At 62.9% G+C, this 20,546-nt stretch carries 17 protein-coding genes; 8 read left to right on the top strand and 9 right to left on the bottom strand.

Annotated features, from left to right (window positions below; translation table 11 throughout):
* The first annotated feature begins 109 nt into the window (after positions 1 to 109).
* Positions 110 to 1,201 (top strand): heat-inducible transcriptional repressor HrcA, encoded by a 1,092-nt coding sequence (hrcA, locus tag MIC97_RS15440; protein WP_239800748.1) that lies wholly within the window; start codon positions 110 to 112, stop codon positions 1,199 to 1,201.
* 154 nt (positions 1,202 to 1,355) lie between these two features.
* A complete protein-coding gene (locus MIC97_RS15435) occupies positions 1,356 to 2,639 on the top strand; it encodes a sorbosone dehydrogenase family protein (protein ID WP_239801161.1) in 1,284 nt (427 codons plus the stop codon).
* Between the two features lie 62 nt (positions 2,640 to 2,701).
* Here the strand turns inward: MIC97_RS15435 and MIC97_RS15430 are convergent, their stop codons facing one another.
* Both MIC97_RS15430 and MIC97_RS15425 read right to left on the bottom strand, forming a co-directional pair.
* Positions 2,702 to 3,493 (bottom strand): hypothetical protein, encoded by a 792-nt coding sequence (locus MIC97_RS15430; protein WP_239800747.1) that lies wholly within the window; start codon positions 3,491 to 3,493, stop codon positions 2,702 to 2,704.
* Between the two features lie 147 nt (positions 3,494 to 3,640).
* Positions 3,641 to 5,953 (bottom strand): EAL domain-containing protein, encoded by a 2,313-nt coding sequence (locus MIC97_RS15425; RefSeq protein ID WP_239800746.1) that lies wholly within the window; start codon positions 5,951 to 5,953, stop codon positions 3,641 to 3,643.
* A gap of 257 nt (positions 5,954 to 6,210) precedes the next feature.
* On the opposite strand from MIC97_RS15425, the gene MIC97_RS15420 reads away from it, so the two are divergent.
* Positions 6,211 to 6,984, top strand: coding sequence for a gamma-glutamyl-gamma-aminobutyrate hydrolase family protein (locus MIC97_RS15420; protein ID WP_239800745.1), 774 nt, complete (start codon positions 6,211 to 6,213; stop codon positions 6,982 to 6,984).
* 15 nt (positions 6,985 to 6,999) lie between these two features.
* Here the strand turns inward: MIC97_RS15420 and MIC97_RS15415 are convergent, their stop codons facing one another.
* The 4 genes from MIC97_RS15415 to MIC97_RS15400 form a co-directional block, all read right to left on the bottom strand.
* Complete coding sequence (locus tag MIC97_RS15415) at positions 7,000 to 7,974, bottom strand: 2-hydroxyacid dehydrogenase (RefSeq protein ID WP_239800744.1); 975 nt, start codon at positions 7,972 to 7,974, stop codon at positions 7,000 to 7,002.
* Between the two features lie 4 nt (positions 7,975 to 7,978).
* Positions 7,979 to 8,998 (bottom strand): LacI family DNA-binding transcriptional regulator, encoded by a 1,020-nt coding sequence (locus MIC97_RS15410; RefSeq protein WP_239801160.1) that lies wholly within the window; start codon positions 8,996 to 8,998, stop codon positions 7,979 to 7,981.
* Positions 8,999 to 9,065: 67 nt separating this feature from the next.
* Positions 9,066 to 9,950, bottom strand: a complete 885-nt coding sequence (locus tag MIC97_RS15405; protein WP_239800743.1) for a DMT family transporter — start codon at positions 9,948 to 9,950, stop codon at positions 9,066 to 9,068.
* 157 nt (positions 9,951 to 10,107) lie between these two features.
* Positions 10,108 to 10,650, bottom strand: a complete 543-nt coding sequence (locus tag MIC97_RS15400) for a MarR family winged helix-turn-helix transcriptional regulator (RefSeq protein ID WP_239800742.1) — start codon at positions 10,648 to 10,650, stop codon at positions 10,108 to 10,110.
* Positions 10,651 to 10,907: 257 nt separating this feature from the next.
* On the opposite strand from MIC97_RS15400, the gene MIC97_RS15395 reads away from it, so the two are divergent.
* The 5 genes from MIC97_RS15395 to MIC97_RS15375 all read left to right on the top strand — a co-directional run bounded on the left by MIC97_RS15395 (position 10,908) and on the right by MIC97_RS15375 (position 16,552).
* Complete coding sequence (locus MIC97_RS15395; protein WP_239800741.1) at positions 10,908 to 12,047, top strand: GTP-binding protein; 1,140 nt, start codon at positions 10,908 to 10,910, stop codon at positions 12,045 to 12,047.
* Positions 12,032 to 12,628 carry a nucleoside kinase gene (locus MIC97_RS15390; protein WP_239800740.1) on the top strand — a complete coding sequence of 199 codons (597 nt, stop codon included), beginning with the start codon at positions 12,032 to 12,034 and terminating at the stop codon, positions 12,626 to 12,628. Before MIC97_RS15395 ends, MIC97_RS15390 begins: the two co-directional genes overlap by 16 nt.
* A 20-nt stretch (positions 12,629 to 12,648) precedes the next feature.
* Positions 12,649 to 13,623 (top strand): WD40 repeat domain-containing protein, encoded by a 975-nt coding sequence (locus tag MIC97_RS15385; RefSeq protein WP_239800739.1) that lies wholly within the window; start codon positions 12,649 to 12,651, stop codon positions 13,621 to 13,623.
* 127 nt (positions 13,624 to 13,750) lie between these two features.
* A complete protein-coding gene (locus tag MIC97_RS15380; RefSeq protein WP_239800738.1) occupies positions 13,751 to 15,103 on the top strand; it encodes an aspartate aminotransferase family protein in 1,353 nt (450 codons plus the stop codon).
* 63 nt (positions 15,104 to 15,166) lie between these two features.
* On the top strand, positions 15,167 to 16,552 hold the full coding sequence (locus tag MIC97_RS15375) for a glutamine synthetase family protein (RefSeq protein ID WP_239800737.1): 1,386 nt from the start codon (positions 15,167 to 15,169) through the stop codon (positions 16,550 to 16,552).
* A 33-nt stretch (positions 16,553 to 16,585) separates the two neighbouring features.
* On the opposite strand, the gene MIC97_RS15370 is transcribed toward MIC97_RS15375, so the two are convergent.
* The 3 genes from MIC97_RS15370 to MIC97_RS15360 form a co-directional block, all read right to left on the bottom strand.
* Complete coding sequence (locus MIC97_RS15370) at positions 16,586 to 17,845, bottom strand: glycerate kinase (RefSeq protein WP_239800736.1); 1,260 nt, start codon at positions 17,843 to 17,845, stop codon at positions 16,586 to 16,588.
* Between the two features lie 79 nt (positions 17,846 to 17,924).
* Positions 17,925 to 19,238, bottom strand: a complete 1,314-nt coding sequence (guaD, locus tag MIC97_RS15365; RefSeq protein WP_239800735.1) for a guanine deaminase — start codon at positions 19,236 to 19,238, stop codon at positions 17,925 to 17,927.
* Positions 19,239 to 19,302: 64 nt separating this feature from the next.
* Positions 19,303 to 20,526 (bottom strand): urate hydroxylase PuuD, encoded by a 1,224-nt coding sequence (locus MIC97_RS15360; RefSeq protein ID WP_239800734.1) that lies wholly within the window; start codon positions 20,524 to 20,526, stop codon positions 19,303 to 19,305.
* Positions 20,527 to 20,546: the final 20 nt, after the last annotated feature.

The raw sequence follows: 20,546 nt of genomic DNA, 5'->3' as shown, positions 1-20,546 counted from the left end.
ATCCTGAGATTTTGCGGGCTTGTAGCCCTCCACGGCTGCTTGCGCAAAGGAAAACGGCTCGCTTGCACTGGCGCCCGCCGCGTCTATATCCTTTGTATAGAGGTACGACATGACAAAGCACAGTTCAGCCCCGACACCGCCACTTCCCCCATCACAGTGGCAGTCGCTGGATACGCGCTCGCGCGAGATCTTCCGGCGTCTCGTCGATTCCTACCTGAAGGACGGCGAGCCGGTGGGGTCGCGCAGCCTGTCGCGCATCCTGCCCTCGACATTGTCGCCGGCCACGATCCGCAACGTGATGAGTGATCTGGAGCATCTGGGCCTGATCTACGCGCCGCATGTCTCGGCCGGGCGCCTGCCGACGCAGGCGGGCCTGCGCTTCTTCGTCGATGCCTTCATGGAGATCGGGGACCTCGGCGACGAGGAACGGCGCAGCATCGAGGCGCAGATCAAGGCCTCGGGCAACGATACTTCACTGGAACACATGCTGACGGAGGCGAGCCAGTTGCTGTCCGGCATGTCGCGCGGCGCGGGCGTCGTGCTGGCGGCCAAGAGCGAGGCGGCCCTCAAGCACATCGAGTTCATCCAGCTTGAGCCGACAAAGGCGCTGACCGTGCTGGTCTCGCAGAACGGCGATGTGGAAAACCGCATCATCGACCTGCCGGCGGGCGTTACCGTCTCGCAACTGCACGAGGCCTCCAACTTCCTCAACGCCCACATCCGCGGACGCACGCTGGCCGAGGCGCGCACGGAAATCTCGCGCATCAAGGAAGAAACGCGCGCGGCCCTCGATTCGCTGTCGCAGGCGCTGGTGGAAAAGGGGCTGGCGGTGTGGGCGGGAACCGAAAGCGACCTTCCGGCGCGGCTGATCGTGCGCGGCCGGGCGAATCTTCTGGAAAACATCACCGCGCAGGCGGACATGGAACTGCTCAAAAACCTGTTCGATGACCTGGAGACGCAGGACGGACTACTGCAATTGCTCAACCTCGCCGAAGAGGGCCCCGGCGTGCGCATCTTCATCGGCTCGGAGAACAAGCTGTTCTCACTGTCGGGATCGTCGCTGGTGGTGGCGCCCTATCGCGACGCGGAGGCGCGCGTTGTCGGCGCGCTCGGCGTCATCGGCCCGACGCGGCTCAACTATGCCCGCATCGTGCCGATGGTCGACTATACCGCACAGCTCGTCTCGCGCATGCTGCGCTGAAAAAGGCGCGCCACATCACGCCCTCGTGTGATGCATCGCCGCGCCCGCTTTCCTAAAGTGCCGCCTGACGGGTCGACAGGGGAAGGAGGACGGCATGATCCACCTCATGAAACGGGTCGCGGCGGCTTCGGTCCTGCTGGCGGGCACTGCCGCGATGGGACAGGAAACCGGCGCGACGCTGACCGGCGAAGCAGCGTTCGGCGGCTGGCGGGACGACAGGCCGGGCATTCGGCGGCATTTCACGCCGCAGGACCTTCCCGCTCCCTTTGCGACAGAGTCCACCTCCAACAGCGCGCGGCGGGTCAGCCCGCCGGAAAATGTCAGCCCCCAACTGCCACAGGGCTTTTCCGCACACATGATCGCTTCCGGCCTCGGCGGGCCGCGTATCGTGCGCGTGGCCCCGAATGGCGACATATTCGTTGCCGAATCCGGCGCCGATCAGGTGTCGGTCTATCGCCTAGAAGACGGCAGCGCGCAGCCTGTGCAAAACTCCGTCTTTGCCGGCGGGCTGAACCAGCCCTACGGCATCGCCTTCCATCCCGCCGACGATCCGCAATGGGTTTATGTCGCCAACACCGACAGCGTCGTTCGCTTCCCTTACAAAAGCGGCGACCTCGAAGCCTCTTCCGAACCCGAGGTCATCATTGCCGAGCTTCCTTCCGGAGCCCACTGGACCCGCGACCTCGCCTTCTCCGCGGACGGCGAAACGCTCTACGTCTCGGTCGGCTCGCAATCGAATGTCGCCTCCGGCATGGGCGAGGCGCCCGGAGGGCTGGACGCATGGCGAAGCGCGCAGCCGACCGGCGCAGGCTGGGGTTCCGAAACCGACCGCGCCGCCGTGCTCGCCTTCGACGCGGATGGCGCAAACCGGCGGATCGCTGCGACGGGACTGCGCAATTGTTCGGGACTGGCATTGCAGCCGGCCACGGACGCATTGTGGTGCGCCGTCAACGAGCGCGACGGCCTGGGCGACAACCTGCCCTTCGACTATGCGACAAGCGTAAGCGAAGGCGCATTCTACGGCTGGCCGTGGTACTACATCGGCAATCATGAGGACCCGCGCCATGCCGGTTCAAGGCCCGATCTCGCCGACAAGGTGACGGTGCCGGACGTGCTGATCCAGGCCCATTCCGCGCCGCTCGGCATCGCCTTCTACGAGGACGACCAGTTCCCTGCCGACTATCGCGGAGATGCCTTCGTTGCCCTGCACGGCTCATGGAACCGGGGCCTGATAACGGGCTACAAGGTGGTGCGCCTGCTGTTCGACAATGGCCGGCCGACGGGCGCCTACGAGGATTTCATGACGGGCTTCGTCCTTTCCGACGGCTCCGTGTGGGGACGGCCGGTCGGGGTCGCAATGGCCCGCGACGGCGCCCTGATCGTCAGCGAGGACGGCAGCGGCACGCTGTGGCGCATCGCCTATCAGGGGAGCCGGTAAAACGGCTCCGCTTCCGGACGACCTGCTTCAGACCAGACAGCCCCGCATCACGCGGCCCGAGATCACGCGGCGTGGTGCAGATAGCGGGCGCTGGGCAGGATGGTCAGCGGCTGCAACTCCCCCGCCCCCACCTTGCCGAATAGCAGGCGACGCTCGGTTTCGGTCGAGCGGAAGAAGGGGAAGCGCGCATAGTAGCGCTCGCGGTTCTCGATGGCGTTCGTGCGGAACAACACCACCTTGTTGAACACGCCCGGATAGCCGCGCGGCTCGCTGATCTGTTCCGAATTGTAGATGCGCCGGTAGAAGCCGGCATGGTCTTCCCGCACAGTGGAAAGCCCGTATGGCGCATTGAAATAGATGCAGGCCATGCCCGCCAGCCGCAACGTCACGTAGATCAGATGCGGATATGCGCGCGCCAGTTCCGGATCGGAGGCAAAACGGCTCATGCACACGAAAGTGTCGCCGGCTTCCAGCATGGGGCGCACGATATCCCCGAAGGCCTGAACGGAGGGCGATATCGGCGTTTCCAGCGTGACATGATGAATGCGCATGGTGGAAACCAGATTCTGGTCCACATAGACACCGAAACGATAAACGTTCGGAGCATCGTCCAGTTCATCAATGATCGTGCGCCGATCCGCGTCCGGAACCATGTCGTTGAACCGGTAGGCCTTGTAGCGCAGCCGGTATATGTCTTCCAGATCCTCGCCCTTGTCGCAGCGGCGATATTCGGATCGGTCGAGCAGTTCGAATACCTTGTTGGCGAAGGCCGAGCCGGATAAGCCCGGCTTTAGCTGTTCCGCGTCCGCATCCAGCTTCAACTGCCGGGTCACCATCGGCTTACCCTCTGTCATGCCGCTCTCAAAGCACGGTAAGGGTTGGAACACATCAGTAAAGTTTTAATTAAAGAAATCCTGTTTTACCCGGAATTAACCTTAATAAAACGACATCGCAGTATAAGGGAAGCAGCCGGTGGCTGAGCCGGGCCTTGAAGGCGGATGCTATTTGCGGGTTGCGCCGGAAGCCACCAGTTCGTCGTGCGCGAAGGGCCAGCGCGCCGTCGACATGGTTTCGATGCCGGATGCGCTGAGCGCCGCACCGAACAGGAACCCCTGCACCAGTTCAGGTTCGACCTGTCGCGACAGAATACGCAACTGCTCGAAGGTTTCGACGCCTTCAATGGTCACGGCAAGCCCCAGCGATCGCGACAGGGCCACGATGCCCTTGAGCAATTCGAGCGATCGGGGATTCTGCGTCACGTCGGACAGAAAGGAGCGGTCGATCTTGACCTTGTCCAGCGGCAGCTTGTGCAGGTAGCTGAGGCTGGAATACCCGGTGCCGAAATCGTCCAGAGCAATCCTTACGCCCAGCGATTTCAGTTCCTGCAGAAGCTGGCGCGTCTCGGACTTGTCGTCCAGAAGCGCCGTTTCCGTCACCTCGACTTCAAGCCGGTGCGGCGGCAGGCCGGAAGCCTCCAGCGCATTGCGCACTTTCTGAATGACGTCGCTGTTGCGGAAGTCCTTGGCGGAGAGGTTGACCGAGACATTGGTATGCTCGGGCCATTTCATGCATTCCGCACAGGCGGCATTCAGCATGAAGGTGCTGATCTGGGAGATGATGCCCATTTCCTCAGCCAGCGGAATGAAGACGCCCGGCGACACCGGGCCCAGCGCCGGATGGTCCCACCGGCACAAAGCCTCGCAGCCGGAAATGCGCATGGTCGCCATGGTGACGATCGGCTGATAGACGACGCGCAACGTGCCCGCCTCGACGGCCGCGCGCAGATCCGCCTTCATTCTCTGGCGGTCGCGGAACGCCGCATCCATCGACGATTCGAACAGCTGCCAGCCATTCTTGCCGAGTTCCTTGGCCTTGTAGAGTGCGAGGTCGGCCTTGACGATCATTTCGTCAACCTCGCTGAACTCAACCCGCGACAGGACGGCACCGGCGCTCACCTGAATGCGCAGCACATGGCCGGCGACATCGACCTCGCCTTTCAGTCCGGCAAAAATCTCGTCCATCATGCGGGTGAACTGGCTTTCGCTCTCAACCCTGTCGAAGAACAGAATGAATTCGTCGCCACCGAAACGGCTTATCTGGATGCCCGGTGCGGCAAACTCCGCAAGCCGCTCCGCCACGGCATAGATGAGACCGTCACCCACGGGATGGCCCACGGTATCGTTGACGCTCTTGAAATCGTCCAGATCGATGGTTGCGATGGCGCAGTAGCGTTTCTGATCGCCCGTGCTGAGGCTTTCCTCGACCAGTTCATGAAAATAGGCCCGGTTCACCAGCCCGGTCAGGCTGTCGTAGCGCGCCATGAAGCGGATGCGCTCCTCCGCCTCGACGCGGGCGGTCACATCCTCGAATGTGATGACGCCGAGTTCCTGGCTGCCTTCGCGGGCCGAGAACTCGTAGTGCTGGCCATTTGCAAAACCCACCAGAACCTTGCGATCGCGGCCCTCCCGCAGCGCTTTCGTCAGCTGCGTTTCGACAAGCTGGCAGTCCTTGCGGGTCAGCATGCCGCTGACCACCCCACGCATCAGAAGCGAATGGACCGAACGTCCCAGCAGATCGTCAGGCGAATGGATCGAGAGCAAACGGGCCGCCTCGGCGTTCGCCACCACAACCTTTCCGTCCGGGTCCAGCATGATGAGCCCGTGCGGCATGGTGTTGAGCGCCCGGTTGAAACGCTGAGCCAGCCGGTTGGCGAGCTTTTCAGCCGAGATCGCCGTGAACAGCACGTCCCGCACCGTATCTGCATAGCGATGGATCGCCAGCAGGAAGGGCGCGGAGAGCAGCCCCAGCGCCACGTGGTAGAAGTCACCACGCAGGATGAAGCCCAGAGCCATCGGGCAGGCCAGCGTCAGGATCAGGATGTTGACCATCCTCGGCGATCCGTAGTTCCGGCCGGCAATGCCTGTCGCCGTGGCCAGCACGATACAGACCGCGGCAATCTCGGCGAACTCATCCTGTGCGGTATAGATCGCAGTAAGGCAGAAAGTGCCCAGAACGAGACCATGCATGGCCCCGTAGATGATGTAGCGGGTTTCGCGGCGATATGCTTCCTGACGCGTCTCGATGGGCGGCAGGGCAGCGAAGCGGCGCATGTTCATGACGCGCACGATACCGACAAGCACCAGAACAGCAGCCAGAACCAGATAGGAGGGATTTCCGGTTTTCGCCCCCACGATGCACATGAGGGCCGTCTGTGCGGAAATGCCTATAGCAAGCGTGAAGCCGTCGCGGAAAAGCGTCTCCACGAACGGAATGTAGACGTCGTCAGGCAGCTCATTTCGCTTGATCGCGGTCACATTCGGCACTCACCCCATGCGAAGATGATGACACATTCGCATTAAAAAAACTTTTAGAAACGGGGAGGTGGCGGACTTATCCGACGTCGCTCTCATATCCCCGGTTCAAATCATTTCAAGACAGGATGCATCTATCCCCACCCAGGGCGCAATAGCATCCGGACCTGACGTCAACCTTGTCTCCTTCACAGCGGCATGAAGTTCATGATAAATCCTGCCCGAAGCAGAGATCCTGAAACTCACCGGATTCGCACATCATGACGCAGCCGCTCGTTGCCGTCTCCACGGACGTCAGGCAGTTTGAGAATTACACCTGGCATGCCGCACCCCAGCAATATCTGGAAGCGGTGATCGCCGGCGCCGGCGCCCTGCCCGTGCTGGTCCCCTCTTTCGGCGACCGGCTCGATCTGGATGCGCTGCTGTCGCACGTCGATGGCGTCATGCTGACGGGCTCGAAATCGAACGTTCATCCCTCGCTCTATGGCGGTGATGCCAGCGAGGAAAACGGCCCCTACGATACAGCGCGCGACTCGACCACCCTTCCCCTTATCCGCAAAGCCATCGCGCGCGGCGTGCCGCTGCTCGCCATCTGTCGCGGCATACAGGAGCTGAATGTGGCGCTTGGCGGCACTCTCGCCAGCGAGATTCAGGAACGCGAGGGCTCGCTCGATCACCGTGCGCCGGCGAGCGACGATCAGGACAAGCGCTTCGCCATCCGCCAGAAGGTCAGCATCCGGCCGGGAACCTGCCTTGCCGGTGTTTTTGGAGCAGGCGACATCGAGGTGAATTCCGTTCACCGGCAGGCAGCCGACCGTCTGGGCAACAACCTTCAGGTCGAGGCGGTGGCCGAAGATGGAACGGTCGAGGCCGTCTCCGTGAAAGGCGCCCGCGCCTTCGCGGTCGGCGTGCAGTGGCATCCCGAATACTGGGTGAGGTCCGACAGCGTTTCGCAGAAAATCTTCCGGGCCTTCGGCGATGCCGTACGCCTCCACGCGGCGGCGAGGCCGGAAGCGCGCGCCGCGGCCGAGTAAACCGGCCGCTTGGCGCTACTTCGCCTTCACATGCGCCGTTTCCGGCACCGGTGTCAGCGCCTTGCGCGCACCAAACCACGACACGAGATTGTCGACGCACAGATCGGCCATGGCCCTGCGTGTCGGAACCGAGGCCGAGGCGACATGCGGCAGGAGAACGGTGTGCGGCGCATCGAGAAGGGCCTGCGGCACGTCCGGTTCATGCGCGAACACATCCAGCCCGGCGGCGGCGATGGTGCCGTCTGAAAGTGCCGCCGCCAATGCATCCTCATCGACCGTCGTTCCACGGCCTGTATTGATGAGCACGCCATCGGGACCGAGCGCTTTCAGGATTTCGGCGTTGATCGCCTTTTCGGTCGCAGCCCCTCCGGGCGCGATGCAGATCAGCGTATCGACAGCTTCGGCAAGGTCCTTCAGCGTGGCATGATAGGCATAGTCCACGCCATCGACCGGCCGGCGATTGTGATAGGCGACCGTGACGCCGAAGGCTTCCAGACGTTTCGCCACCGCAAGCCCGATCCGGCCGAGGCCGAAAATGCCGATGCTGCGGCCGCGCAAACTGAGTGGGCTCAGCCGGTAGAATCCCTCTTTTGCCCACCTGCCCTGCCGCAGCCATGCCTCTGCCCTGGGCAGTTCACGCAAGGTGGACAACAGGAGACCAACGGTCAGATCCGCAACCTCTTCCGTCAGAACATCGGGCGTATTGGTGACCATGACCCCTTTCGCACCGGCATGAACGGCATCCACGGAATCATAACCGACGCCGAAATTGGCGATGATCTCCAGATTGGGGAACGCATCGATGAAATCCGCATCTATGCCCCCGAAGGCAGAGATAGCCCGCACCGCAGCAATATCCTGCGGCGACAGAAGCGACGGGTCGGCGCGCTCGATGTGCACGAGCCGGAACGCCTCGCCGATGCGTTTTACGGCATGGCCATGCAGATTGCCGCAAACGAGGACAGTGGCCGGTCCGGACGAAATCGACATGAATTCAGCGCTCCACGGGGCGACCGGTAGACTGGCGAACATGCAGCTCCGGTCTTATCAATTCCTGGGTCTGGCCCACCGTCTGGCCATTGAGCTTGTCGAGCAGCGCGCTGGCCGCACGGCGGCCCACCTCGCGCTGGCCGTTCCACACGGTGGTCAGGGCCGGTGTCGCGATCGCGGCCTCTTCCAGATCGTCATAGCCGGTAACCGAAATATCCACGCCCGGCGTAAGCCCGGCCCGGGAAATGCCGTTCATGAGGCCGATGGCGACGAGATCGTTCCAGCAGCAGGCCGCCGTGGGCTTGTCCTTCAGGGCGAGCAACTGGTTCGCGGCCTCAAACCCGCCCTGCTTGGTGCGCGGACCGGCTATGCGCCATGTCGGCTGCACATCAAGCCCTGCTGCCTGCATGGCATTGAGATAGCCCTGGTAGCGGTCGCGCCCGGTCGAAGTCTGGTCGTTGCCGCCAACCATGGCGATGCGCTTGTGGCCAAGCGAGATCAGGTGATTGGTGGCAAGTGCGGTGCCATAGGCATCGTCGCCACGGAAAACCGGCACATGCGCGCCCTCGACGTCGCGCGCGATCAGGACGGCAGGCAGGCCATTTTCTTCCGCCATGCGAATGTCGGCAGCCGGTGTGTCGATGGCCGGCGACATGATCACGCCATCGGCGCCCAACTGCAGGAGAGTGTCGATGAAGGTGCGCTGCTTGTCGAGCTTGTCATAGTGGTTGGAGAGCAGGAAAGTCTGGCGCGAGCGGTCCAGCTCATGTTCGATGGAACGCAAGATCTCGGCATAGAACGGGTTCATGATGTCATGCACCACGACACCGACAATGCCCGAGCGGGAGGTGCGCAGGGACGCAGCGCGACGGTTATAGATATAACCGATCTCGCGCGCATGTTCCTTGATGCGTTCGCGCGTGGATCCCGCCACCAGCGGGCTGTCCCGCAGGGCAAGAGATACCGTTGCCGTCGATACGCCCAGCGCATCGGCAATGGTGGAAAGCTTGACTTTCTGAGCCAGCGTTGATGCTCCCCCGCTAAACAATTTAAATTTTTTAAAAGCGTTTAGGCCATCGTTGCGGGTCGAGTCAAAGCTTTTTCGCCACCTCCGCCACATCGGCATCCGCAACGGCGCGGTTGAGAACACGCAGTCGATGCTCCCGGTGCACGATGTACAAGCCGCTCGCCATGATGATGCCGGCGCCGGCAAGCGTCCATACATCCGGAAACTGGCCGAACACTAGCAGTCCCGCAGCTATCACCCACACCATCTGCTGATAGGAATAGGGCGCGAGCGCTGTCGCGGTAGCGCGCCGGTAGGCCTGAATGAGGCACCAGTGGCCGAGCCCGCCGAACAGCCCGAGCAGCAGCAGCAAGCCCCATTGCAGCAGGCCGACCGACGGCCACTGTGTGAGCCAGAGCGTCGGCGTCAGCAGGATCATCGGTGCCAGTGCCGAATAGAGGATGAGGCTTTCGGCGGTTTCCGTGGCCGACATGCTGCGTGTCATGATGATGTAGACCGAGTTCGACAGCATCGAGCACAGCGCAAACACATGGCCGATGCCGAACACGCCGACGCCCGGGCGCGTGATGACCAGAACGCCGATGAAGCCGAAGACAATTGCCACCCATCGCCGCCAGCCCGCCCATTCACCGAGAAGCGGTCCGGCAAGCGCAGTTATCACCATGGGGCCGAAGAAATAGATGGATGTGGTTTCCGCCAGTTGCAGATAGCGCAGCGCCAATATGTTGAAGATGGTGGAGCCCGCCAGAAGCGCACCTCTTATGAGGTGCGCTTCTGGCTTGGAAGTGCGGAAACGGTCCGTTCCCTGCCAGCCTCTGAACAGCGCCGCGACCAACACGACGTGGCTGGAAAAGCGTATCCAGGCGATAAAAAGAGGCGTCACCCCGGCAAGCGCCAGAAATTTGATCGACGTGTCGAGAAACGTGAACAGCACATAGGCTGCAGCCATATAAACGATGGCTGCAGTTGGGGCTGCGCTGTCTTTTGAATGACTGGAACTGTTCACGTCAAAGCCGGACGAGTAATCTCGACATCAAGCTTTGGGCCAGTCGCCCTGTGCCCGCAAGCCTCAAAGCGCCTGGCCTGAAATGTAAGCGCTGCTGGCCTCAGGCTTCGACCTTGGTCGCGGTTGCGGGCTCGGCATCGGTTCCGGCTGCATTCTTTGCATCCGGTTTCGTCTCGGCCTCGGTTTCGGGCTCATCATCGATGAACACTATTTCCTCATTTGTGAGGTTGGCCTCGATGCGGGCCAGAAGCTTGGCCAGCGTCTTCTGCTCTTTCTTGTCGAGCCCTTTGAGAGCCTGCTTCTCCGTCTTCTTGACCGATTTCTCGATCGATACGATGAGATCCCGGCCAGCCTCAGTCAGAAAAATGTGAGCCTGACGGGCATCGAAGATGGAGTTGCGCTTTTCCAGAAAACCCTGGGCCTGCAAGCGGTTGATCGTCTTGGTGATGGTTGGCGGACGCACGCCCAGCCGATCCGCAAGAGTGCCCGGCGTCTGGCCGTCCTCACGGTCCAGAGCCAGCATGATCTGGTCCTGCCCCGCGTAGAAACCGTGCTCCAGAAGTCGTGCAGCAAGCGCCGTGCGGGCAAGCCGCGCAGCCGAATGCAGCCGGCTCATCGTTGCAGTTCTGTCAGCTTTGGCCATGGTTTCCCTCTCGACCGCATCAGCATCGCAAACATGGCCCGGCAGGTCACGGTTTGCAATTGCGCTTTCAAATTCCACACCCGAAACAGCTTTGCCGGCAAGTTTCGCAGCATGTATGATGGCTAATGGCAGATGTTTATTTCAGTTAGATGACAAACAATCCGTCCGGAGGACTTGTCCGACAGAGCCTCTGTTTTGCCCTGTGCAATCGCAGCCGCGACGTCCTATATGGGTCACATATCCATTTCGAGGTTCCCATGAGCGACACCCAGACGCGCGACACCCAAGTGAACGAAGCCGGGGTCAACGAAACCGGGACGCAAATCCCGGTGACCGTGCTGACCGGCTATCTCGGTTCCGGCAAGACCACGCTGCTCAACCGCATCCTGTCGGAGAACCACGGCAAGCGCTATGCGGTCATCGTCAACGAATTCGGCGAGATCGGCATCGATAACGACCTCATCGTGGAATCCGATGAGGAAATCTACGAGATGAACAATGGCTGCGTGTGCTGCACGGTGCGCGGCGACCTGATCCGCGTCGTCGAGGGCCTGATGCGCCGTCCCGGCCGCTTCGACGCCATCGTGGTCGAGACGACCGGCCTCGCCGACCCCGCACCCGTAGCGCAGACCTTCTTCATGGACGACGACGTCCGCTCAAAGACGAAGCTCGATGCAGTCGTGGCGCTGGTCGACGCCAGACACCTGCCGCTTCGCCTGAAGGATTCGAAGGAAGCCGAGGACCAGATCGCCTTCGCCGACGTCATCATCCTCAACAAGACGGATCTCGTGACAGAGGACGAGTTGCGCGCGGTCGAAGCCACGGTGCGCGCCATCAATCCGGCGGCGAAAATCCACCGCACCCAGCGTTCCGGCGTCGATCTCGCAGAAGTTCTCGATCGCGGCGCCTTCGACCTGAAACGCGCGCTGGAGAACGACCCACACTTCCTCGACGCGCATGATCACGATCACGACCATGTCTGCGGCCCTGGTTGCGACCACGACCATCATCACCACGATCACGACGGGCATGATCATCACGGACATGAGCACCATCATCACGACCATCACGGCCACGACCATGTCTCGCCGATCCATGACGTGACGGTGCAGTCCGTATCGCTGCGCGGCGGCGAGATGGACCCGAAGAAGTTCTTCCCGTGGATCGAGAAGGTCACCCAGCTCGAAGGCCCGAACATCCTGCGCCTCAAGGGCATCGTCGCCTTCAGGGACGATCCGGACCGCTACGTCATACAGGGCGTCCACATGATCATCGAAGGCGACCACCAGCGCGCGTGGAAGGACGGCGAGAAGCACGAAAGCCGGCTCGTATTCATCGGCCGCGAACTCGACGCGGAGCGCCTGAAGAAGAGCTTCGAGGCGTGTCAGGCGGCCTGATCGTTCACCTGAACGGCTGGCCGGGCGTCGGCAAGCTCACGATCGGCCGCGTTCTGGCAAACAGGCTCAGCGCGCGGCTGGTCGATAACCATCTTCTGCATGACGTCGCCATAGGCTGCACCGGGCTTGCCGATCCCGGCAGATGGCCTCTCTATGAACAGGTGCGGCACGCCGCCTACGAAGCGTTGAAGGACAGACCGGACGCAGAAACCTTCGTGATGACGAATGCGCTTTGCGCCAACGATCCACGCGAACGGCAGGCGTGGGAAGATGTCGTCGATCTGGCCATGGCACGCAATGCAGCGCTGGTGCCCGTCGTGCTCGAAGCCGGTTTCGGGGAAAATTCCCGAAGGCTGCGCAGCCCGGAGCGGGTGGGCCGCAAGCTGGCCGATCCCGCTGTCCTCGCCTCTTTCATGACAGAGGACAGCATCCAGAAGCCCGACGTGCCGGATCTGTTGGTGCTTGACGTGACGCGGCTTTCCGCCGATCAAGCTGCCGACGCGATTTGCCGCCATCTGCGGTCCGGGGCCGGCGAGCGGTTCCAGCCCGCGACGGACAGGCACCGCAATCTCCAGCCATGAAGCAGGCAAGCAGATATACCATGCCCACAGTCGCCCCGCTTGATCTCGAAGGCCATTGCGTGGCCGCCGTCTTTCTCGGAAATGTGCCGCATTTCGCGCTTGCCGACGGCTCCATTCACCGTCTCGACGACGGGCACAAGACCGCGCAGGCCAATGACGGGCTGCTGTGCGCCTTTTACGACGCCGCCAGCGACCGGCTGATCACCGGAGGCGAAGACGGCAAGGTGTTCGCCGTGAAGGCGGGCGGCGTGATCGAGAAATTGGCGGAAGCCGGGCGCAAGTGGATCACCAGCGTTGCGGCAGGCCCGCAGGGCGCCATAGCCTATGCTTCCGGGCGCAATGCCTTCGTGCGCTTTGCCGACGGCAAGGTGAAGGAATTTTCGCATCCGCGCTCGGTCGAGGGCATCGCCTTCGCGCCGAAGGGCATGCGCATCGGCGTTGCCCGCTACAATGGCGCGACGCTGCATTTCCCGGCCGCCGAAGGCAAGCCGACAGAGCTTGAATGGGCGGGAGCCCACACGGGCATCACCTTCTCGCCGGATGGGAATTTCCTCGTCACCACCATGCAGGAGAACGCCCTGCACGGCTGGAAGCTGGCCGACGGCAAGCATATGCGCATGAGCGGCTATCCGGCCAAGGTCAAGAGCCTGTCGTGGTCGCCCAAGGGGCGCTGGCTGGCGAGTTCAGGCGCGCCGGCGGCCATCGTCTGGCCGTTTCAGGGCAAGGACGGGCCAATGGGCAAGGCGCCGCTGGAGCTTGGCACGCGCGGCAATTCGACGGTCACCTGCGTAAGCTGCCACCCGAGCGAGGACGTTGCCGCCATCGGCTATGACGACGGCATGATCCTTGCCGCCCGTTTCGCCGATGGCAAGGAAGTGCTTCTGCGGCGCGGCGGCAAGGGTGCGATCACCTCCATGGCATGGGACGGCGACGAGCGCCGGATCGCCTTCGCCAGCGCCGCCGGAGACTGCGGCATCATCGACATCGCCGGCTGACACATCCGCACATGCCCTGCCGAGTGTGGCGGGGCTGGACCGCTGGGCCACAGCTTCGGCAAAGTGGCCGGTTGCCGTGCGCAAACGCCCCCTTATAGTGGCGGCGTTTGTTGATCATGGGCGGAACATGGCGGGCATCGGGCAGGAGCGCATCAAAGAGCTGCGTGAGAGCGAGGCGGAGGCGTTTCGCAAGGCCCGGCCGAAAACCGCCGCCAAACTCGGAAACGGCATCGCCGGCTTCCTCGACGGCGTGCCCATGCACTGGATGAAGGACTGGCCGACGCTGTTTCCCATCCTCGTCGACCGGGCGCGCGGCGCCACCATCACCGACATCGACGGCAACCGGCTGGACGATTTCTGCCTCGGCGACACCGGGTCCATGTTCGGCCATTCGCCGCCGCCGGTGTCGCGCGCCATTCGCCGGCAGGCGGGTCGCGGCCTCACCTACATGCTGCCCTCGGAAGACGCGCTAGCCATCGGCCCGCTGCTGCAGGAGAAATTCGGCCTGCCCTTCTGGCAGATCGCCACCACCGCCACCGACGCCAACCGCTTCGCGCTGCGCATCGCGCGGGCGGTGACGGGTCGCGAAGAGATCCTCGTCTTCAACGGCTGCTATCATGGCTCCGTGGACGAGACCATGGTGCGGCTAAGGGACGGAAAGCCGATCAATCGACCGGGGCTGGTCGGCGAATTCCGCGACCTGACGCGCACCACGAAGATCGTGGAGTTCAACGACATTCCAGCCCTTGAGGCAGCGCTTGCCGACGAGGATGTGGCTTGCGTCATCACCGAACCGGTGCTGACCAATTCCTGCATGGTGCTTCCCGATCCCGGCTTTCACGACGCACTGCGCCGCCTGACCCGCGCCACAGGCACCCTGCTTCTGATCGACGAGACGCACACCATCTCGACCGGCCTAGGCGGCTACACGCGCGCCTTCGGGCTGGAGCCGGACCTGTTCGTGCTCGGCAAGCCGGTGGCCGGCGGCGTGCCGGCCAGCATATGGGGGATGAGCGAGGACGTCGCCTCGCGCTATGCCGACTATCGGCGCACCCATGAACCGGGCTATTCAGGCATGGGCACAACGCTTTCGGCCAACCCGCTGCAGTTCGCCGCCATGCGGGCGACGCTGGAAGAGGTGATGACGGCGGAAAACTACGCGCATATGGAGCATCTGGCGCGCCGCCTCGACGCCGGGCTCACCGCCGTCATCGACCGCTACCGCCTGCCATGGCATGTGGCGCGGGTCGGCGCGCGGGTCGAGTTCATCTGCGCGCCCGGGCCACTGAAAAATGGCGGCGAGGCGGAAGCAGCCCATGCGCCGGAACTGGAAGCCGCACTCCATGTCGCGCTCGTCAACCGCGGCGTGCTGATCGCACCCTTCCACAACATGATGCTGGTTTCGCCGGCAACGCGCCCCGCACAGGTGAACCGGCTGATAAGCGCTTTCAGCGACGTCGTTAAACGGCTCACCGATTGATCATATTCGCACTGTCGGCTACCCCAGGCGGTAAAGCCGCATTCCTTCCGGAGACAACCCATCATGACCTCCCCATCGGGCTCGACGCCCGGCGAAGCCCAGGCCTTTCTCGACGCTCACCCGGAGATCGAGGCCTTCGACATTCTGCTCACCGATGCCAATGGCGTGGGGCGGGGCAAGATCATCCGCCGCCATGAACTGATGGGTCTTTATAAAAGCGGGCGGCACATGCCGATTTCGATCCTCGGCCTCGACATCACCGGCGAGGATGTCCACGAAACCGGGCTGATCTGGGATTCGGGCGACGGCGATCTGCGCGCCTGGCCGATCCCCGGCACGCTGGTTCCACTCTACGGAACCAGCCCCGCGCGCGGGCAGGTGCTGATGGCCATGTACCATCTCGACGGCGCGCCGATGAGCTCCGACCCGCGCCACGCGCTGGAACGGCAGGTTCGCAAGCTCGCGGAAAAAGGCCTGCACCCGGCCGGCGCCTTCGAGCTGGAGTTCTTTCTCCTCGCCAATGAGCGCGACGGTGACGGCAAGGTGCAGCCGGCAGGCGCGGTTCTGGATGGCCGGCGCTCGGCCAAGACGGAGGTTTACTCCGTCGACCATCTGCACGGCATGGAGCCCTTGTTCTCCGACATCTATGCGGCGGCGAAAGAACAGGGCATTCCGGCCGAGACAGTGATCTCGGAATATGCGCCCGGTCAGTACGAGCTTACGCTTAACTACCGCAAGGATGTGCTGCGCGCCGCCGACGATCTCATCATGCTCAAGCGCATCGTGCGCGCGCAGGCGCGCCGCCATGGCGTGACCGCCTGCTTCATGGCGAAGCCGATCGAGGAATATGCAGGCTCTGGCATGCATTTCCATGTGTCGCTGCTGGATATTGAAGAACGCAATGCCCTTACCGAGCGAGAGGGCGAAACATGGTCACCGCTGCTGCTTCAGGCGTTGGGTGGACTGGTGGCAACCATGGCCGAATCCATGCTGGTGTTCGCGCCTCACGCCAATTCATGGCGGCGTTTCGTGGCGCAATCCTATGCGCCGGTCGCGCCGACATGGGGCGTCAACAACCGATCGGTGGCATTGCGCGTGCCCGCGGGCGACGCAAAGAACCGGCGCATCGAGCACCGTCCTTCCGGCGTCGACGCCAATCCCTATCTGGTTGCCTCCACCATTCTGGCCGGCATCATCAAGGGCATCGAGGAACAGCTCGATCCCGGCCCTGAAACCACTGGCAACGGCTATGAGACCGACACTGGCGACAGCACCATGCCGGCCGACTGGCGCGCGGCAATCGAGGCGGCAAAGGCTTCCGCGTTCCTGCGCGAGGCGCTGGGCGCGGATCTTCACAACACCTTCACCGCTATCAAGCAGGCCGAGTATTTCAGGGTGGCGCGCACGGTGGCGGAGCTGGATTACCACCTCTACCTCCATGAGGTGTAGGCAGAAAAAGTAAGTTTCTACTTACGGAAAGTTTCAGCGCACCAAGATGGCGCGCAAATCGTTGACATTGGTGCCGGTCGGCCCCGGCACGAACAGGTCGTCAACGGCATCGAAAGCGGTCCACGCATTGTTGGCGGCCAGCAGGGCGCGCGCATCGATGCCGGCGCCCCGCATGCGGCGCACAGTCTCACCATCGCAGAAGGCACCCGCATTGTCTTCGGAACCGTCGATGCCGTCGGTGTCGGCGGCCAGCGCGTGAATGCCCGCAAAGCCGTCGATGCCCAGCGCGAAGGAAAGCAGGAATTCGCTGTTGCGGCCGCCCTTGCCTTTGGCGCGCAGCGTCACCGTGGTCTCCCCGCCCGACAGAAGCAGAACGGGCTTTGAGAACGGCCGGTTGCGCGTGGCGATCTCGCGGGCGATGGCCGCATGGACCGAACCCACCTCGCGCGCTTCTCCCTCGATGGAATCGGAGAGGATGACAGCTTCGATGCCCTGCCTTTTCGCTTCCGCTGCGGCGACCTCCAGCGACACGGCTGCCGAGGCGATCAGCTTCACCTCGTTGAGGGCGAAGCGCTCGTCGTCGGGATGCGGGGCGTCCGCCTCGGGCGAGTTGAGATGTTCCATCACGGCCTTCGGCAGTTTGATGCCGTAGGTCTCTATGGCTTTCAGCGCATCGGCGCGGCTGGCGGCATCGGGAACCGTGGGGCCTGAAGCCACCAGTGCGGGATTATCACCCGGAATATCGGAAACGATCAGCGAAACGACGCGTGCCGGATGCGCCCGCGCTGCCAGCCTTCCGCCCTTGATGGCGGAGACATGCTTGCGGATGGCGTTCATGACCGAGATCGGCGCGCCCGAAGCAAGCAGCGCCTCATTGACGGCGATCTCGTCTTCCAGCGTGAGCGAACCGGCCGGTGCAGGCAACAGGGCCGAGCCGCCGCCGCAGACCAGCGCCACGACCAGATCGTCCGCGCTCAGGCCTTCTACCTGACGCAGAAGGCGCTGCCCGGCCTCAAGGCCGGCCTTGTCGGGCACGGGATGCGCGGCCTCGATCACCTCGATGCGTTGTGTCGGCGCACCGTAGCCGTAGCGGGTCACCACCAGTCCCTCCAGCGGACCTTCCCAGACCTTCTCGAAGGCTGCAGCCATCTGCGCCGCGCCCTTGCCGGCCCCGATGACGATGGTGCGCCCTTTCGGCGGCTGAGGCAGGTGCTCACGAATGGTGCGCTCAGGATCGGCCGCGGCGACAGCCGCCTCGAAGATCGACGTCAGAAAAGGCTTCGGGTCCACCACTACCGGCTCCTCCTAATGGCTCCGGCTTTCTGTACGCACTGGCCGGCATCGTCAAGCCATCCCTTCCCTTGCGGGAGGCTTAACCGGCCAGAATGCTCTTCGCCGGCTTGCCCGAGACATAGACCTCGCGCACGGCACGGTCGTCGCCCAGTGTCTGCAACAGGAAAAGCTCCTCGGCCAGCGACCTCACCGTTTCCATGCGCAGTTCCATGACCGAAGTGGCGCGGCTGTCCAGCACGATGATGTCGGCATCGCTGCCTTCATCCAGCGTACCGACGCGATCGGCAACCGAAAGCGCTTCGGCATTGCCGCGCGTGATCTGCCAGAAGGACTGGAACGGATTCAGTTTCTCGCCCTGGATGGCGATGACCTTGTAGCCCTCATCCATGGTGCGCAGCATCGAATAGTTCGTTCCGCCGCCAACGTCGGTGGCCGCCGCGATGCGCAGCGGTTTTTCGCGGCGACGGAAGCGCTGATAGTCGAACAGGCCCGAGCCGAGGAACAGGTTGGACGTCGGGCAGAATACCGCGACCGATCCGGCATCCGAGATCACATCCGCCTCGCGCTCGGAGAGGTGGATGGAGTGGCCAAGCAGAGTACGCGAGCCCAAAAGGCCGTAATGGGCATAGACGTCCGTATAGTCCTTCGCCTGTGGGTAGAGTTCGCAGGTATAGGCGATCTCGTCGTGGTTTTCCGACAGATGGGTCTGGATATGCAGGCCGGGAAACTCCTTCGCCAGCGCGCCGGCCATCTCCATCTGTTCAGGCGTCGAGGTGATGGCGAAGCGCGGCGTGATGGCATAGTGCTGGCGACCCTTGCCATGCCATTGGGCGATCAGCGCCTTCGTGTCGTCATAGCCGGATTGCGGCGTGTCGGTGAGGCCCTCCGGCGCGTTGCGGTCCATCATCACCTTGCCGGCAATGTTGAGCATGTCGCGATCATGCGACTCGGCAAAGAAGGCTTCCGCCGATTCCCTGTGCACCGAGCAATAGGCGGCCACAGTCGTGGTGCCGTGGCGAATCATCTCGTCAAGGAACAGGCGGGCGATGCGGCGGCCATGCTGCGCATTGAGAAACTTCGTCTCTTCGGGAAAAGTATAGGTGTTCAGCCATTCCAGCAGTTCAGCACCATAGGAGGCGATGACCTGCATTTGCGGGAAATGCGCGTGCGCATCGATGAAGCCGGGCACCAGCAGATGCGGCCGGTGGTCGATCACCTTCGCGCCCTCCCCGGCTTTCGCGGCGACATCGGCATAGGCGCCGGCGGCAGCGATCCGGCCATCCCTGAGCAGCAGGCCGCCATCCTCCTCGCAGCGCCACGCGCCATGGTCGTCGATCGCTTCCGGCCAGCGCAGGAAAGTGAGCGTACGGCCGCGCAGAAGGGTTTCGGTCATGACAGGTTCCCTGGCTCTTTCGGCTGAGGATGGTCCGGCGTATCAGCCCGCCGGAAGGCTTACATCATTCGCGCCCGTCTTCGAACCATGCAATGAGCAACTGGCGTTCCCGGTCGGTCATCTGCGTGACGTTGGCGGGCGGCATGGCATGGCTGCGGCCTGCCTGAAGATAGATTTCGCGGGCATGGGAGGCGATCGCCTCGTCGCTGTCCAGAACCACGCCCTTGGGCGCATGATAGATGCCGTCATAGAACGGTTCGGATGCATGGCACATGGCGCAGCGCCCCATCACCGTGTTGCGCACGGCGGGAAAATGCGTCGAGGCGATATAGACTTCACCCGTTGCCGTAGCGGCGGCCTTTGGCTCGCCGGTCAGTACCTTCGGCACGGTCGACAGCCAGATGATGATGACGAACAGGATTGCGGCTACCAGCCAGGTCCAGGTCGGGTTGCCCTTGCGGGCATGGCCGGTGTTGAAATAATGGCGGATCAGCACGCCAATCAGGAACACCAGCGAAGCGATCACCCAGTTGTACTGCGTGCCGAACGCCAGCGGATAGTGGTTCGACAGCATCAGGAACAGCACCGGCAGCGTCAGGTAGTTGTTGTGTACCGAGCGCTGCTTGGCGATCTTGCCGTATTTCGGGTCCGGCTTGCGGCCGGCAATGAGGTCCGCGACCACGATCTTCTGGTTGGGAATGATGACCATGAAGACGTTGGCCGACATGATGGTCGCCGTGATGGCGCCCAGATGCAGGAAGGCGGCGCGGCCGGTGAACAGATGCGTCAGCCCCCAGGCGATGAACACCAGAATGCAGTAGAGGAAGATCATCAGGCCGGTGTCGCTCTTGCCGAGGAAGAGCTTGCACAGATTGTCGTAGGCCAGCCAGCCGACGCCGATGGTGGCCAGCGAAATGCCGATGCCGACGGGAACCGACACGTCGAGCACGTTGGGGTCGATCAGGAAGAGGTCCGCGCTGGCATAGTAAACCACGCACAAAAGCGCAAAGCCGGACAGCCAGGTGGCGTAGCTCTCCCATTTGAACCATGTCAGGTGTTCGGGCATGGCCGCCGGCGCGACCAGATATTTCTGGATGTGATAGAAGCCGCCGCCGTGGACCTGCCACTCCTCGCCGAACGCGCCTTCAGGCAGGCCGGCACGCTGGCGCAGGCCGAGATCGAGGGCGACGAAGTAGAAGGACGAGCCGATCCACGCAATAGCGGTGATGACGTGCAGCCAGCGCACGGCAAACGACAACCAGTCCCAGAAAATAGCGAAATCCAGCATGCTCCACCCCTTGTCGGCAG

The sequence above is a fragment of the Aquamicrobium sp. NLF2-7 genome, assembly GCF_022359935.1.
GTDB classification, from domain to species: domain Bacteria; phylum Pseudomonadota; class Alphaproteobacteria; order Rhizobiales; family Rhizobiaceae; genus Mesorhizobium; species Mesorhizobium lusatiense.
The sequence above is the reverse complement of the archived record's forward strand: the minus strand, read 5'-3'. Positions and strand labels throughout refer to the sequence as shown.

What these genes read in the sequence shown, in the direction of transcription:
- hrcA (WP_239800748.1), top strand. Translation starts at nt 110, where the DNA reads ATGACAAAGCACAGTTCAGCCCCGACACCGCCACTTCCCCCATCACAG.
- MIC97_RS15380 (WP_239800738.1), top strand. Translation starts at nt 13,751, where the DNA reads ATGGCGGGCATCGGGCAGGAGCGCATCAAAGAGCTGCGTGAGAGCGAG.
- MIC97_RS15360 (WP_239800734.1), bottom strand. Translation starts at nt 20,526, where the DNA reads ATGCTGGATTTCGCTATTTTCTGGGACTGGTTGTCGTTTGCCGTGCGC.
- MIC97_RS15405 (WP_239800743.1), bottom strand. Translation starts at nt 9,950, where the DNA reads ATGGCTGCAGCCTATGTGCTGTTCACGTTTCTCGACACGTCGATCAAA.
- MIC97_RS15415 (WP_239800744.1), bottom strand. Translation starts at nt 7,974, where the DNA reads ATGTCGATTTCGTCCGGACCGGCCACTGTCCTCGTTTGCGGCAATCTG.
- guaD (WP_239800735.1), bottom strand. Translation starts at nt 19,238, where the DNA reads ATGACCGAAACCCTTCTGCGCGGCCGTACGCTCACTTTCCTGCGCTGG.
- MIC97_RS15385 (WP_239800739.1), top strand. Translation starts at nt 12,649, where the DNA reads ATGCCCACAGTCGCCCCGCTTGATCTCGAAGGCCATTGCGTGGCCGCC.
- MIC97_RS15395 (WP_239800741.1), top strand. Translation starts at nt 10,908, where the DNA reads ATGAGCGACACCCAGACGCGCGACACCCAAGTGAACGAAGCCGGGGTC.
- MIC97_RS15400 (WP_239800742.1), bottom strand. Translation starts at nt 10,650, where the DNA reads ATGGCCAAAGCTGACAGAACTGCAACGATGAGCCGGCTGCATTCGGCT.
- MIC97_RS15420 (WP_239800745.1), top strand. Translation starts at nt 6,211, where the DNA reads ATGACGCAGCCGCTCGTTGCCGTCTCCACGGACGTCAGGCAGTTTGAG.
- MIC97_RS15430 (WP_239800747.1), bottom strand. Translation starts at nt 3,493, where the DNA reads ATGACAGAGGGTAAGCCGATGGTGACCCGGCAGTTGAAGCTGGATGCG.
- MIC97_RS15435 (WP_239801161.1), top strand. Translation starts at nt 1,356, where the DNA reads ATGGGACAGGAAACCGGCGCGACGCTGACCGGCGAAGCAGCGTTCGGC.
- MIC97_RS15375 (WP_239800737.1), top strand. Translation starts at nt 15,167, where the DNA reads ATGACCTCCCCATCGGGCTCGACGCCCGGCGAAGCCCAGGCCTTTCTC.